Below are 14355 nucleotides of genomic sequence, written 5' to 3'. Positions count from 1 at the left end.
GGGAGTGAGTCGTCACACGGATTTCCGCAGGGGGCGCAGGGGACTGCAGACGCGGTCCACCAGCACCAGCACGGCCTCCACCAGGAGGGCGAGCACGGCCACGAGCAGAGCGCCCGCGACCACTTGAGGGGTGTTGTACGTGTTGAAACCGGCCGTGATGATGCGGCCGAGGCCGCCCTGGCCGACCATCGCCGCGATCGTCGCCGTCGCGACGACCTGGACGGCGGCGGAGCGCAGCCCGGTCATGAGCATCGGGTACGCGAGCGGCAGCTCGACCCGGGCGAAGAGCTGCCGGCCCGACATCCCCATGCCGCGCGCGGCCTCCACGACCGAACGGTCCACTTCCCGCATGCCCACATAGGCGTTGGTGAGCAGCGGCGGTATCGCGAACAGCACCAGCGCGATGACGGTCGGGACATATCCGGCAGTGCGCAGCGGCGACACCATGAACAGGGCGAGCACCGCGAAGACCGGGATGGCCCGCCCCGCGTTGGAGACATTGACGGCGAGGGCACCGCCGCGTCCGACGTGGCCCAGATACAGGGCGACCGGCAGCGCCACCGCGCAGGCCAGTGCGAGGGCGACCCCGCTGACGTACAGATGCTCCCCGAGGCGGTGCCAGGCCCCGCTCTCCCCCGCCCAGTTGGACCCCGTGGCCAGCCACGACCAGGCGTCGGCCAGTACCCCCATCAGTGGGCCTCCCGAGTCCGGCCGGTACCTGTTCGGGTCCAGGGCGTCAGCAGCCGCTGGACGCCGAGCAGCAGCAGATCGGCGACGACGGCCAGCAGCACGCAGAGCACCGACGCGGTCAGCACCTGGGCCTTGAAGAAGCTGGGCAGCGCGTCCTCGATGAGATTGCCGAGACCGCCGCGGCCGACGATCGAGCCGACGGTGGTGAGCGCGACCGTCGACACCGTGGCGATCCGCAGGCCCGCCATCAGCGCCGGGAGGGCCAGCGGAAGCTCGACCTCCCACAGCATCCTGCCCGGCCCGTACCCCATCCCCCGCGCCGCCTCACGCGCCTCCTGCGGCACGGCCTCCAGGCCGGCCAGGATGTTCCGCACGAGGATCGTCAGCGAATACAACACCAGGCCCGTGATCACCAGGGCGGCGGAGAGCCCGAAGAACGGCAGCAGCAGCGAGAACATCGCCAGCGACGGAACCGTGTAGAGCACGGTCGTCAGACCGAGGACCGGTCCCGTCAGGCGCGGACTGCGCCGGGCGAGCAGCGCCAGCGGAAAGGCGACGGCCAGCCCGATCAGCACGGACACCACCGTGATCCAGACATGCTGGACCGTGGCGTCGATCAACTCCTGGCTGCGGGAGCGGAGATATTCACCGCAGATCCAGTCGTTCGTGACCAGGCAGTTCTGCCCGCTCATCCGCCCCACCCCCCGTCGCCCATCGCCCACCGCACGCCGTCGAACCATCGAATGTCCGACCGAAACCGACCCTAACCCCCGCCACTGACAATCGCCGAGGAGCTTCGCGTTCCGGCAACACGCCCTTCACACATGGCCGGTCCCCACCCGCCACAATGGGACGCATGATCCGATTCGAGCACGTCACCAAGCGCTACCCGGACGGCACCACGGCCGTCGACGACCTCACCCTCGAGGTCGCCGAAGGCGAACTGGTGACGCTCGTCGGACCCTCCGGCTGCGGCAAGACGACCACGATGAAAATGGTCAACCGGCTCATCGAGCCCACCAGCGGCCGGATATTCCTCGACGGTCAGGACATATCCACCACGGACCCCGTCGAGCTGCGCCGCCACATCGGCTACGTCATCCAGCAGGTCGGGCTGTTCCCCCACAAGACCGTGCTGGAGAACACCGCCACCGTGCCCCATCTGCTGGGCTGGAAGCGCGCCAAGGCCCGGGAGCGCGCCGCCGAGCTCCTCGATCTCGTCGGCCTGGACCCCCGGACGTACGGCGACCGCTATCCCGAGCAGCTCTCCGGCGGCCAGCGCCAGCGCGTCGGCGTGGCCAGGGCGCTGGCGGCCGACCCGCCGGTCCTGCTGATGGACGAGCCCTTCGGCGCGGTCGACCCGGTCGTCCGCGACCACCTCCAGAGCGAGTTCCTCAGACTCCAGGCGGCGGTCCGCAAGACGGTCCTCTTCGTCACCCACGACATCGAGGAGGCCGTGCGGCTCGGCGACCGCATCGCCGTGTACGGGCACGGCAGGATCGAGCAGTTCGACGCCCCGGCGACCGTGCTGGGCGCGCCCGCCACCCCGTACGTCGCGGACTTCGTCGGCGCGGACCGCGGGCTGAAGCGGCTGTCCGTCACCCCCATCGAGGAGGGCGACCTCGAACAGCCCCCGGTCGTCCATCTCGACGACCCGCTGCCCCGCGAGCTCGCGGCACGCTGGGCCGTCGTCCTGGACGGCGAGGACAAGCTGCACGGCTGGATCTCCGCCGATCAGGCCGCGGGCGGCAAGGGAGCCGTCCGTGACCACGCCCGCCGGATGGAGGCCTGGCTGCCCGTGGGCGCCTCGCTCAAGCAGGCGTTCGCCACGATGCTGCAGCACGACGCGGGGTGGATCGCGGTCATCGACCGGGAGGAGACGGGACGTTTCCTCGGCGTGCTGACCCCGGCCCGGCTCCACGAGGCGCTGCGCCGCTCCATCGACGCGGACGCGCAGGACATCCCCCGTACCGAAGTGGAACTGCAGACGGTGGGTGCCGTGGAGAAGGTCACACCGCGCTGAGCCGGCTGCTCATCCACACCAGCGCCGGCGGGATCTCCCGTTTCCAGGTGGTGAAGTTGTGCCCGCCGCTGTCCAGCGTGATGGACGAGACCCGGGCGGGCGCCCTCACCTTCTTGACGAAGTCGAGCGTCCCCTTCAGGTTCCCCTCGCCCTGCCGGGACGTGGTGACGAGGAAGGACGACTTCCCCTGCGGCAGGTGGTCCAGGCTCCACAGCAGATTCGCCCGGTCCCGCTCCTTCCTGTTCCCGTGGAAGAGATCACCCGTCGTCATGTCCTCCGCGGCCTTGTAGTACGCCGACAGACCCGCGCCCGCCGCGAACCGGTCCGGGTGGTGCAGCGCGATCTTCAGCGCGCAGTAACCCCCGGTCGAGTTCCCCATGAAGCCCCAGTTACGGGGCTCGGTGCCGACCCGGTACGCCTCCGACACGGCGGCCGGCAGGTCCTTCGCGAAGAACGTCTCGGTCTGCGGTCCGCCCGGAATGTCGACGCACTCGGTGTCGCGTGGCGGCGCGACGGTGGGCCGCAGCATCACCAGGATCATCGGCTGCATCTTCTTGTCCTTGGCCTGCTGGTACGCCGTTCTCGGGTACTTGAGGCCCTTGAGCAGGTTCTCCGCGGTGCCCGGGTACCCCGTCAGGACGACCGCTGCGGGAAAGGGCTTCTTCGCGTACGCCGACTGGAAGTACTCGGGCGGCAGATAGACGTACGCCGGGCTGTCGATGCCCGACTTCTCGCCCTCGATCACGACCTTCTGGATCTGCCCGCCCACCGCGGGCCGCGAACCGCCCGGCACGTCCAGCTGCTGCTTGCCGGTCACCTTGATGTGCTCGCTGCTCAGCGAGTGGTCCACGACCACGCCCATCTCCTGCTCCCTGCCGAGCAGATCGGCCCAGGAGCCGTAGAACAGAAAGGATTTGTTGGCCGCGAGACCGGCCGAGGCGAAGAGCGCCAGCTGCGTCGCGAGCAGCAGCCCCACCCGGCCGAGCACGGCGCGCCGACTGCGGCGGGACAGCCGTGGCCACAGCCAGATCGTCGTGGCGAAGAGAGCCACGGCGGCCAGCACGGCCAGCGCCAGAACGGTGTTGCTGGTAAGACCCATGGGGCGATCGAGCTTCTTCCGTGAGACGTGAACGAACGGCGTGAACGTGAGATTTTCCTGAGAGGCGATGAACCCGCTCCCCGGAAGTGCCGTCCTAGAGGGCGCAAATTGTCCGAGCCGCCTGTTCTGCGGCCACGGACTCCACGATCTCTCTCGGAGTCACGGGAAGCGATGTCTGTCACGGTAGATGGGGATAAGTCGGGGCTGGTTCCGGTTCGGGTACGCCGGATCCTCAGTGGCCCCCGCGCCGAATCCGTACCCGCGCTGGTCGGCACGGCCTGCACCTTCATCGGCCTGATCGACATCGCCGCAGGCGTGTTCCCCCGCTTCCGGCACAGCCGGATGCACGCCTTCGCCGAGGTGCTCCCCGGCGCCCTCGGCCCGTTCGCCGCCGCGCTCTCGCTCAGCGCCGGCGTCCTGCTGCTGCTCCTCGCCCACGGCCTCAAGCGGAACAAGCGGCGCGCCTGGCGGGCCGCCGTCGTCCTGCTGCCGGCGGGCGCGGTCGCCCAGTTCCTGTACCGCCACTCCGTCATCGGCGTGCTGCTGTCGCTGGCCCTGCTCGCGCTGCTGCTGCGCCACCGCGGCCAGTTCGCGGCGCTGCCCGACCCGAGCAGCCGCTGGTGGGCACTCGCCAACTTCGTCCTGATGGGCGCCGGTTCCCTCGGCCTCGGCCTGGTGATCGTCAGCGCCCACCCGTACAAGGTCGTCGGCAGCCCCGGCCTCACCGACCGCCTCGAACACGTCCTGTTCGGCCTCTTCGGCCTCGAGGGCCCCGTCGACTACCGGAGCGGCGTCGACTGGACCGTCGGCTACTCGCTGGGCGCGCTCGGCCTGCTCACCGCCGTCACCACCATCTACCTCGCCTTCCGACCCGAGCAGCCCGCCGCCCGGCTCACCGAGGACGACGAGGCCCGGCTGCGCGAACTCCTCGCCAAGCACGGCGGCCGAGACTCCCTCGGCCACTTCGCGCTCCGCCGCGACAAGGGCGTCGTCTTCTCCCCGAGCGGCAAGGCCGCCGTCTGCTATCGCGTCGTCTCCGGAGTGATGCTCGCCAGCGGCGACCCGATCGGCGACGTCGAGGCCTGGCCGGGCGCCATCGAGCGTTTCATGGACGAGGCCAAGGCCCACTCCTGGACTCCCGCCGTGATGGGCTGTTCCGAGACCGGCGGCGAGGTGTGGACCCGTGAGACCGGCCTGGACGCCCTCGAACTCGGCGACGAGGCGGTGGTGGACGTCGCGGATTTCTCGCTCAGCGGGCGCGCGATGCGGAACGTGCGTCAGATGGTGAAGCGCATCGAGCGGAACGGTTACGAGACCCGCGTCCGCCGCGTCCGTGACCTGTCCGACGGCGAACTGGAGCGGATACGCCGCGCCGCCGAGGACTGGCGCGGTACGGAGACCGAGCGCGGCTTCTCCATGGCCCTCGGCAGGATCGGCGACCCCTCGGACGGCGACAGCGTCATCGCCACCGCCCACAGGACAGAAGGGGCGGCGCGATGGGGATCCCCCCAGGCCACAGGCCCTGGGGGAGCCTCAGGCAGGACGACGGTGGGAGAGGGGTGGACGGAGGAGGACGGTGCGGCATCCCCGTACGGCGACCTGAAGGCCGTGCTCCACTTCGTCCCGTGGGGTGCCGACGGCATGTCCCTGGACCTCATGCGGCGCGACCGCTCCGCCGACCCCGGCATGAACGAGCTCCTGATCGTCGCCGCCCTGCAGGCGTCCCCGAAGCTGGGCATCGAGCGGGTCTCGCTGAACTTCGCGATGTTCCGCTCGGCGCTCGCACGCGGCGAGAAGCTGGGCGCCGGACCGGTGCTGCGCACCTGGCGCGGGCTGCTGGTCTTTCTGTCCCGCTGGTTCCAGATCGAGTCGCTGTACAAGTTCAACGCCAAGTTCCGGCCCCGCTGGGAACCCCGCTTCGTGGTCTTCCGCAACACGCGCGACCTGCCGCGGATCGGCTTCGCCGCGATGCAGGCGGAGGGCTTCGTGACCCTCGCCCTGCCCCGCCTCTTCCGCCGCCGGAGGACCCGCACGGCACGCCCCTGCGCCCACATCCGCCCGGCCACCACCGCAGAGCGCGAGGTCCGCGCCGCGTAGGAGAGCGGCAGCGGCATGGGAGAACGGCGCACGGGCCTAGGCTGGACGCATGAGTACCTTGCGCGGACGGGGCACGGCCACGGGCCTGCCGGAGTGGGACCGCTGTGCGGTCATGGGAGTCGTCAACGTGACACCTGACTCCTTCTCCGACGGAGGCCGCTGGTTCGACACCACGGCCGCGGTCAAGCACGGCCTCGAACTGGTCGCCGAGGGCGCCGACCTCATCGACGTCGGCGGCGAGTCCACCCGGCCGGGCGCCACCCGGGTCGACGAGGACGAGGAACTGCGCCGCGTGCTCCCCGTCGTACGGGGACTGGCGGGCGAAGGCGTCACCGTCTCCGTCGACACCATGCGTGCCTCGGTCGCCGCCCAGGCGGTCGCGGCCGGCGCGGTGCTGGTCAACGACGTCTCCGGCGGCCTCGCCGATCCGCAGATGGTCCCGGCCGTGGCCGCCGCCGAGGTGCCGTTCGTCGTCATGCACTGGCGCGGGTTCAGCGAGGACATGAACAGCCGTGCGGTGTACGGGGACGTCGTCGCCGAGGTCGTCACCGAGCTGCGCGAGCGCATGGACGCGGTCGTCACCGGCGGTATCGCCGCCGAACGGATCGTCATCGACCCGGGCCTCGGCTTCGCCAAGCACGCCGAGCACGACCTCGCCCTGGTGGCCCACCTCGCCGACCTGCGCGCCCTGGGCCGCCCGCTGCTGGTCGCGGCCTCCCGCAAGCGGTTCCTCGGCCGTGTGCTGGCCGAGGGCGCCGCCACCCCGCCCCCGGCCCGCGAACGCGACGCAGCCACGGCCGCGGTCTCCGCGATCGCCGCGCACGAGGGAGCCTGGGCGGTCCGGGTCCATGAGGTACGGGCCACGGCGGACGCCGTACGCGTCGCCAGGGCCGTCGAGGGAGCCAGAGCCGTCGAGGGAACCGCGACCGCCGAGGGAGCCCGGTGACTTCCCGCACGGACGTCGAAGGGGTCGAGGCGGCCAACACCGCCTTCTACGAGGCGATGGAGCGCGGCGACTTCGAGGAGATCTCCACACTCTGGCTGAACGGCGACGGCGGCGACGACATCTCCTGCGTCCACCCGGGCTGGCCGGTGCTCTCCGGGCGCGGCGAGGTACTGCGCTCGTATGCGCTGATCATGGCGAACACCGAGTACATCCAGTTCTTCCTCACCGACGTGCGGGTGAGCGTGGCCGGCGACACGGCCGTCGTCACCTGCACCGAGAACATCCTGAGCGGCGGGCCCGCGGAGGAGGCGGGCGAGCTCGGACCGCTCGTCGGGCAGCTCGTGGTGGCCACGAATGTGTTCCGGCGCACACCGGACGGGTGGAGGATCTGGTCACATCACGGTTCACCCGTTCTGGCCGAATCCGACGAGGAAGAGGACGACGAGCCGGGCCCCTGAGCGGGTAAGCGCCCTGGTGGAAGGTTGTTTTCCGGCGGACGGGGTAGGCGCGGCGCTATCAGTCGCCGGCAGATCTGTCCATAGCCCCCATGGGCGGGCGCTGTCGGTGTCCGCAGGTAGATTCGATTCGTGCACTGCTGCCGCCCGCACGCGGGAGCGTGCGCGCAAGACCTACGACAGCAGGAGTGATTCGCGTGGATCGTGTCGCGCTGCGCGGCCTCAAGGCCCGCGGGCACCATGGCGTCTTCCCCCGGGAGCGCGAGGAGGGCCAGACCTTCATCGTGGACCTGGTGCTCGGCATCGACACCCGCCCCGCGGCGGCCGACGACGACCTGGCGAAGACCGTGCACTACGGGGTGGTGGCGGAGGAGGTCGTGGACGTCGTCCAGGGCGAGCCCGTGAATCTGATCGAGACACTCGCGGAGCGGATCGCCCAGCAGTGTCTCAAGCACCAGGGAGTCCAGGAGGTCGAGGTCGTCGTGCACAAGCCCGACGCCCCGATCACCGTCCCGTTCGACGATGTGACCGTCACGATCACCCGGAGCCGAGGATGAGCGACCCCACCGTGCAGCCCGTGCCCGCCGCCGTGGTCGAGCAGGTCGACGCCGCGGACACCACCCTGTCGAACCCCAAGCGGGCCGTCATCGCCCTCGGCGCGAACCTGGGCAACCGGCTGGACACGCTCCAGGGCGCCATCGACGCCTTGGAGGACACACCCGGCGTACGGGTGAAGGCCGTCTCACCCGTCTACGAGACGGAGCCCTGGGGCGTCGTGCCGGGCTCCCAGCCGTCGTACTTCAACGCGGTCGTCGTGGTGAAGACCACGCTGCCGCCCAGCTCCCTGCTGGAGCGCGGCCAGGCGATCGAGGAGGCGTACGACCGGGTGCGCGAGGAGCGCTGGGGCCCGCGGACGATCGACGTGGACATCGTGGCGTACGCGGACGTGGTCTCCGACGATCCCGTCCTCACCCTGCCGCACCCGCGGGCGCACGAGCGCGCCTTCGTGCTGGCTCCCTGGTACGACGTGGAACCGGAGGCCAAGCTGCCGGGTCGCGGACCCGTCGCGGAGCTGCTGGCGACCGTGGGCCGGGAGGGCGTCGTGACGCGCGCGGACCTGGAACTCCGTCTGCCCGATTAGTCGTTACGCTCTTCAGGGTCGCCAACACGAAGGACACGCGGTGAAGCAACTACGGCTCGGGGTACTGGCCGGGCTCTTCGTGGTGGCCGGGGTGCTGTCGTGGGGCGGCGCGCGGCTGTGGGACTCGTTCGGCACGCTGCCGAGCGTGCCGATCGCGGCGCCGATCGTCCTCGCGGCGATCGCCGCGGTGCTGACGGCGACCGCGCTGTCGCTCCGGTCCCGCCTGCGCGCCCAGCGAGAGCGCCGGCCCGGCGCGAAGGGCGTGGAACCGCTGATGGCGGCCCGTGCCGTCGTCTTCGGCCAGGCGAGCGCCCTGGTCGCGGCCCTCGTGAGCGGCATGTACGGCGGCGCGGGCGTCTTTCTGCTCGGCTCCCTCGACATCCCGGCCCGCCGCGACCAGGCGATCTACTCGGCGTTCTCCGTCCTGGCGGGCTTCGCGGTGATCGCCGCGGCGTTCTTCCTGGAGCGCGTCTGCAAGCTCCCGGAGGACGAGGACAACGGCAAGGGCCAGGTCCCGGCGGCGTGACCGGCCCGATCCGGGCTCACCACGGCTCACGGACCAGGTGCCCGTTCACGAGGACCGTCGGGTACGGGTCCAGCCGGTAGCCGTAGAGGGCGAGCGTCTTGGCCGGGACGGCAGGCTGGCGGACCTTCAGGACCTGATGCGCATCGCCGCCATGTACTGCCGCAAGGCGTCGGCGGGATGCGACGAGACCGCTCCGACCCCGAACCCCGGGACATCGCGCTGAAGATGGCCGGACGGTCGTGTGACTCGTGTGGCCGGCTCCAGCCGGGCAGGGCAGCCCGGTCGCAGCCGTAAGGCAGGTCGCGTACGCGAGGCGAACCCTTCGTCGTTCACGACGCGAGAGACGTAGTACTTTCCGACGGTGCCGTCCGCACAGGTCGCGCCGATGAAGCAGCCGAACTCGTAGCTCGGTATGGTCACGCGCTCTCGGCGCAGCGTGCGCGCATGGGTCCACGCGACAACGGTCCCGGCCGCGCCCCTGGCGTGCACCCAGCCATCGGGCACACCCAAAAGCTGCCCCGGCGCCGCAATGAATGTGGCGTGGTGCGTCACCGGCTCGGCCACTTCAGCCGCCTTGACGGCCGTCACCCCGGTGACAGCCGTCCGAGCCGTGCACTCCCCGTCCACTGGCGGCCGGGAGCCCCTGCCCGATCGCGGCGCCCCACGATCAGCGGTCCAACTCCGCTGATCGTGGCCGTACCGGGCACCACTGGCAATCCGGTTATCGCGCCAGTATCAGGCTCATCGCCTCGGCGCGCGTCGAGGCGTCCCGCAGCTGACCACGCACCGCCGAGGTAGTGGTCTTGGCGCCGGGCTTACGGATGCCGCGCACCGACATGCACATGTGCTCGGCCTCGATCACGACGATCGCCCCCCGGGCCTCGAGGATCCGCATGAGCGAGTCGGCGATCTGCGTCGTGAGCCGTTCCTGCACCTGTAGGCGGCGGGCGAAGACGTCGACGAGGCGTGCCAGTTTCGACAGCCCTGTGATCTTGCCTGTTGTGGCCGGGATGTACCCGACGTGCGCGACACCGTGGAACGGCAAGAGATGATGTTCGCACAGACTTACGATCTCGATGTCCTTCACCAGGACCATCTCGTCGTGGCCCAGGTCGAACGTCGTCGTCAGGACGTCCTCGGGCTTCTGCGTCAGGCCCACCAGGAGCTCCTTGTACGCCCGGGCCACCCGCCCCGGCGTCTCGCGCAGCCCCTCACGGTCCGGGTCCTCGCCGACCGCGATGAGGAGTTCACGCACGGCACTCTCGGCACGCTTCTCGTCGAACTCGCCGATCGTGCCCTCGCCGTCCAGCGTCACCGGGTCGGTCATGTGTGCCTCGTTCCTGTCCTCTGGCATGGCGCGAAAACGCCACGCCTCCCAGGCTAAAACCTGGGAGGCGCGGCGTTAATTCCGGGTTTCGGGCCGGTGGGCCCGAGAACCGCCTGGTCAGGCCTCCGGGCGCTCCTCCTGGACCGCCTCGGCCGGGGTCTTGGTGACATCGGTCACCGTGGTGCTCGAGGCGCTCGCCGCGCTCGCCGCAGCGCCGTTGGTCAGTGCCAGCTCCTTCGGGGAGAGCACCGGCGGGCGGGTGGACGGCGTACGCCTCGAGGAGCCGGTCCACGCCGGGCGGGCCGGGCGCTTCACGATCAGCGCGAAGATCTCGGCGATCTCCTCCTTGCCGAGGGTCTCCTTCTCCAGCAGCGCGAGGACCAGGTTGTCGAGAACGTCGCGGTTCTCGACGAGGATCTCCCAGGCCTCGTTGTGCGCGGTCTCGATGAGCTTCTTGACCTCTTCGTCGACCAGCGCCGCGACCTCTTCCGAGTAGTCACGCTGGTGCGCCATCTCTCGACCGAGGAAGGGCTCGGTGTTGTCGCCGCCGAACTTGATGGCGCCGAGCCGCTCGGTCATGCCGTACTGCGTGACCATGGCGCGGGCCGTGGCCGTGGCCTTCTCGATGTCGTTCGCCGCGCCCGTGGTCGGGTCGTGGAAGACGAGCTCCTCGGCCGCGCGCCCGCCCAGCATGTACGCCAGCTGGTCGAGCATCTCGTTGCGCGTGGTCGAGTACTTGTCCTCGTCCGGAAGCACCATCGTGTAGCCGAGGGCCCGGCCGCGGGACAGGATCGTGATCTTGTGGACCGGGTCGGAGTTCGGGGAGGCCGCCGCGACCAGGGCGTGTCCGCCCTCGTGGTACGCGGTGATCTTCTTCTCCTTGTCGGACATGATCCGGGTCCGCTTCTGCGGGCCCGCCACGACGCGGTCGATCGCCTCGTCCAGCATGTGGTTGTCGATCAGCTTCAGGTCGCTGCGAGCCGTCAGCAGGGCGGCCTCGTTCAGCACGTTCGACAGATCGGCACCGGTGAAGCCGGGGGTGCGACGGGCGACGGCCGAGAGGTCGACGTCCGGGGCGACCGGCTTGCCCTTCTGGTGGACCTTGAGGATCTCCAGACGGCCCTGCATGTCCGGGCGGTCGACGGCGATCTGCCGGTCGAAACGGCCGGGGCGCAGCAGTGCCGGGTCGAGGATGTCCGGCCGGTTCGTGGCGGCGATCAGGATGACGCCGCCCTTCACGTCGAAGCCGTCCATCTCGACGAGGAGCTGGTTCAGGGTCTGCTCGCGCTCGTCGTGGCCTCCGCCGAGACCGGCGCCGCGGTGGCGGCCCACCGCGTCGATCTCGTCGACGAAGACGATCGCCGGGGCGTTCGCCTTGGCCTGCTCGAAGAGGTCACGGACTCGGGAGGCACCGACACCGACGAACATCTCGACGAAGTCGGAGCCGGAGATCGAGTAGAACGGGACGCCCGCCTCGCCCGCGACGGCGCGTGCGAGCAGCGTCTTGCCCGTGCCGGGCGGGCCGTACAGCAGCACGCCCTTGGGGATCTTGGCACCGACCGCCTGGAACTTCGCCGGCTCCTGCAGGAACTCCTTGATCTCGTGGAGCTCCTCGACGGCCTCGTCGGACCCGGCCACGTCGGCGAAGGTGGTCTTCGGGGTGTCCTTGGTGATGAGCTTGGCCTTGGACTTGCCGAAGTTCATGACCCGGGAGCCGCCGCCCTGCATCTGGTTCATCAGGAACAGGAAGACGACCACGATGAGCACGAAGGGCAGCAGCGAGAGCAGCACCGAGAGGAACGGGCTCTGCCGCTCCGGGGAGACGGTGTAGCCCTTCTCGATCTCGCCGGCCTCGTACTTCTTCTGCAGGGTGTTGGCGAGCTCGACGCCCTGGTTGCCGATGTAGCTGGCCTGGACCTTGTCGCTGCCGTCGACCTTCTGGCCGTCCTTCAGCTCGACCTTGATGATCTGCTCGTCGCCGGTGGTCAGTTTGGCCTGCTCGACCTGGTTCTTGGAGATCGCCTGGACAACCTCGGCGGTGTCCACCGTCTTGTAGCCGCCCGACGAGCCGACGACCTGCATCAGCACGACCACGGCGAGGACGGCCAGCACGATCCACATGACCGGCCCACGGAAGTATCGCTTCACGTCCATCCATACGGAGCGGTGTCGCTCCGTCCCTCCTGCCCGTAGGTAAATGCTGCTATGAGACTGCTGCTGTGAGACTTAACTGAAAAGACTGTTCTTCGGACGGTACCCCAGCATTGTCACCCGGGACCGCCTTCCCATGCTCCAACGGCGGGAAGGCGGCAAGGGTTCCCCGGGGTGCGTCCGCGTCTCAGCCTCCGTACACGTGGGGCGCGAGGGTGCCCACGAACGGCAGATTGCGGTACTTCTCGGCGTAGTCGAGGCCGTAGCCGACGACGAACTCGTTCGGGATGTCGAAGCCGATCCACTTCACGTCGATCGCGACCTTGGCGGCGTCCGGCTTCCGCAGCAGCGTGCAGACCTCCAGGGAGGCCGGCTCACGGGAACCGAGGTTCGACAGCAGCCACGACAGCGTCAGTCCGGAGTCGATGATGTCCTCGACGATCAGGACGTGCTTGCCCTTGATGTCGGTGTCCAGGTCCTTGAGGATGCGGACCACTCCGGACGACTGGGTGCCCGCGCCGTACGACGACACGGCCATCCAGTCCATCGTGACGGGTGTGGACAGCGCACGCGCCAGGTCCGCCATCACCATCACGGCGCCCTTGAGGACTCCGACGATGAGCAGGTCCTTGCCCGCGTACTCTGCGTCGATCTTCGCGGCCAGCTCGGCCAGCTTCGCGTCGATCTCTTCCTTGGTGATGAGGACCGATTTGAGATCGGCGCCCATGTCCTTCTCGTTCACCCGCGTCGCTTTCTGTCTCGGCGTCCCGGCGCTCGGCCCGCTGCCGGTTCAGCCTTGCCGAATGACCAGTCTGCCACCCTGACGGCGGGCCTCGACGCGGCCGGGCAGATTGATGGCCCCCTGGCCGCGCCAGCCGGTGATCAGCCGCTCGACCTCCTCGACATGCCGTGCGAAGAGCGAACCCGCAGGTGAACCGGCTGCGACCAGGGCCCGGCGGAGCACCCTGCGACGGACGGCTGGGGGCAGTGCGTAGAGCTTCGCGCAGTCGAGAAGGCCGGTTTCGTCACGTACGGACGAGTCCGCGTCGGCGGCCCAGGCGTCCAGGGCGTCGGCATCGTCGCGGGAGAGCTGGGCGGTGCGGGCCAGAGCCTCGACGACGCCCTTGCCGAGCGCCTTCTCGAGGGCGGGCAGCCCTTCGTGGCGCAGCCGCGAGCGGGTGTACGCGGGGTCGGCGTTCATCGGGTCGTCCCAGACGGGCAGATGCTGCACGAGGCAGGCCTTGCGGGCGGTCTGCCGGTCCAGGTGGAGGAAGGGACGGCGGTAACGGCCGGAGGGGGACACGGCGGCCATGCCGGAGAGCGAGCGGGTGCCGGAGCCGCGGGCGAGGCCGAGCAGAACCGTCTCCGCCTGGTCGTCGCGGGTGTGGCCGAGCAGGACGGCGGCCGCGCCGAGCCGCTGGGCTGCCTCGTCCAGGGCGGCGTAGCGGGCGTCGCGGGCGGCGGCCTCGGGGCCGCCGTCGCGGCCGACGGTCACGGCGATCGCCTCGACGGGGTCGAGGCGCAGGGCGGCGAGGCGGGCGGCCACCTCGGCGGCGCGCAGGCTCGAGCCGGCCTGCAGGCCGTGGTCGACGGTGATGCCGCCGGCGCGCACGGACAGCTTGGGGGCCTCGAAGGCGAGGGCAGAGGCGAGCGCCATCGAGTCGGCCCCGCCGGAGCAGGCGACGAGGACGAGCGGTGACCGGTCGGGGCCCTGCCCCTCCATGTGGCGCCGGTCCGGGGAGCGCCCGCCCGCGTGGCGCGCGGTGCCTGTCGTGGCGCCGACTGCGGTGCGTGGGATCTCGGTCAGTTCGTTGAGTACGTCGTGGAGTACGCGGCGGACCGCCAGGCGTATCGCCGCGACCGCAGGATGGGGACCCATGTCCGGTGCCCTTCGTGAAGT

General features: G+C 70.2%; 15 protein-coding genes. 7 read left to right on the top strand and 8 right to left on the bottom strand.

Annotated features, from left to right (window positions below):
- Positions 1-12: 12 nt before the first annotated feature.
- Complete coding sequence (locus tag ACWCP0_RS26410) at positions 13-690, bottom strand: ABC transporter permease (protein WP_451081265.1); 678 nt, start codon at positions 688-690, stop codon at positions 13-15.
- The gene (locus ACWCP0_RS26405) at positions 690-1382 is read right to left on the bottom strand and encodes an ABC transporter permease (protein WP_451081264.1); all 693 of its coding nucleotides are present in this window, start codon (positions 1380-1382) and stop codon (positions 690-692) included. Before ACWCP0_RS26405 ends, ACWCP0_RS26410 begins: the two co-directional genes overlap by 1 nt.
- 164 nt (positions 1383-1546) lie before the next feature.
- Between ACWCP0_RS26405 and ACWCP0_RS26400 the strand changes: the two genes are divergently transcribed.
- Positions 1547-2713, top strand: a complete 1167-nt coding sequence (locus ACWCP0_RS26400) for an ABC transporter ATP-binding protein (RefSeq protein ID WP_451081263.1) — start codon at positions 1547-1549, stop codon at positions 2711-2713.
- Here ACWCP0_RS26400 and ACWCP0_RS26395 read toward each other — a convergent pair.
- Positions 2700-3812 carry an alpha/beta hydrolase gene (locus tag ACWCP0_RS26395; RefSeq protein ID WP_451081262.1) on the bottom strand — a complete coding sequence of 371 codons (1113 nt, stop codon included), beginning with the start codon at positions 3810-3812 and terminating at the stop codon, positions 2700-2702. The genes ACWCP0_RS26400 and ACWCP0_RS26395 overlap by 14 nt on opposite strands.
- Positions 3813-3983: 171 nt before the next feature.
- On the opposite strand from ACWCP0_RS26395, the gene ACWCP0_RS26390 reads away from it, so the two are divergent.
- The 6 genes from ACWCP0_RS26390 (at position 3984) to ACWCP0_RS26365 (ending at position 8977) form a co-directional block, all read left to right on the top strand.
- The gene (locus ACWCP0_RS26390; RefSeq protein WP_451081261.1) at positions 3984-5909 is read left to right on the top strand and encodes a phosphatidylglycerol lysyltransferase domain-containing protein; all 1926 of its coding nucleotides are present in this window, start codon (positions 3984-3986) and stop codon (positions 5907-5909) included.
- Between the two features lie 49 nt (positions 5910-5958).
- Entirely contained in the window at positions 5959-6855 is an 897-nt protein-coding gene (folP, locus tag ACWCP0_RS26385; protein WP_451081260.1) for a dihydropteroate synthase, read from the top strand.
- The gene (locus ACWCP0_RS26380; protein WP_451081259.1) at positions 6852-7313 is read left to right on the top strand and encodes a nuclear transport factor 2 family protein; all 462 of its coding nucleotides are present in this window, start codon (positions 6852-6854) and stop codon (positions 7311-7313) included. Before folP ends, ACWCP0_RS26380 begins: the two co-directional genes overlap by 4 nt.
- 194 nt (positions 7314-7507) lie before the next feature.
- Positions 7508-7867, top strand: a complete 360-nt coding sequence (gene folB / locus ACWCP0_RS26375) for a dihydroneopterin aldolase (RefSeq protein ID WP_451081258.1) — start codon at positions 7508-7510, stop codon at positions 7865-7867.
- Positions 7864-8451 (top strand): 2-amino-4-hydroxy-6-hydroxymethyldihydropteridine diphosphokinase, encoded by a 588-nt coding sequence (gene folK / locus ACWCP0_RS26370; RefSeq protein WP_451081257.1) that lies wholly within the window; start codon positions 7864-7866, stop codon positions 8449-8451. The genes folB and folK overlap by 4 nt, the downstream gene beginning before the upstream one ends.
- A 40-nt stretch (positions 8452-8491) precedes the next feature.
- Positions 8492-8977 (top strand): DUF3180 domain-containing protein, encoded by a 486-nt coding sequence (locus tag ACWCP0_RS26365; RefSeq protein WP_451081256.1) that lies wholly within the window; start codon positions 8492-8494, stop codon positions 8975-8977.
- Positions 8978-9103: 126 nt separating this feature from the next.
- On the opposite strand, the gene ACWCP0_RS26360 is transcribed toward ACWCP0_RS26365, so the two are convergent.
- The 5 genes from ACWCP0_RS26360 to tilS all read right to left on the bottom strand — a co-directional run bounded on the left by ACWCP0_RS26360 (position 9104) and on the right by tilS (position 14334).
- On the bottom strand, positions 9104-9565 hold the full coding sequence (locus ACWCP0_RS26360) for a hypothetical protein (RefSeq protein ID WP_451081255.1): 462 nt from the start codon (positions 9563-9565) through the stop codon (positions 9104-9106).
- A gap of 133 nt (positions 9566-9698) precedes the next feature.
- Positions 9699-10304 carry a GTP cyclohydrolase I FolE gene (gene folE / locus ACWCP0_RS26355; protein ID WP_451081254.1) on the bottom strand — a complete coding sequence of 202 codons (606 nt, stop codon included), beginning with the start codon at positions 10302-10304 and terminating at the stop codon, positions 9699-9701.
- Between the two features lie 117 nt (positions 10305-10421).
- A complete protein-coding gene (ftsH, locus tag ACWCP0_RS26350; RefSeq protein ID WP_451081253.1) occupies positions 10422-12458 on the bottom strand; it encodes an ATP-dependent zinc metalloprotease FtsH in 2037 nt (678 codons plus the stop codon).
- A 184-nt stretch (positions 12459-12642) separates the two neighbouring features.
- Positions 12643-13182: a hypoxanthine phosphoribosyltransferase gene (gene hpt / locus ACWCP0_RS26345; protein ID WP_093660903.1), complete on the bottom strand. Its 540-nt coding sequence runs from the start codon at positions 13180-13182 to the stop codon at positions 12643-12645.
- A 63-nt stretch (positions 13183-13245) separates the two neighbouring features.
- The gene (tilS, locus tag ACWCP0_RS26340; RefSeq protein WP_451081252.1) at positions 13246-14334 is read right to left on the bottom strand and encodes a tRNA lysidine(34) synthetase TilS; all 1089 of its coding nucleotides are present in this window, start codon (positions 14332-14334) and stop codon (positions 13246-13248) included.
- Positions 14335-14355 lie beyond the last annotated feature (21 nt).

It is taken from the genome of Streptomyces sp. NPDC001970 (assembly GCF_053594115.1).
Note: the sequence above shows the minus strand (reverse complement) of the source record. Positions and strands in the feature narration are given on the sequence as shown.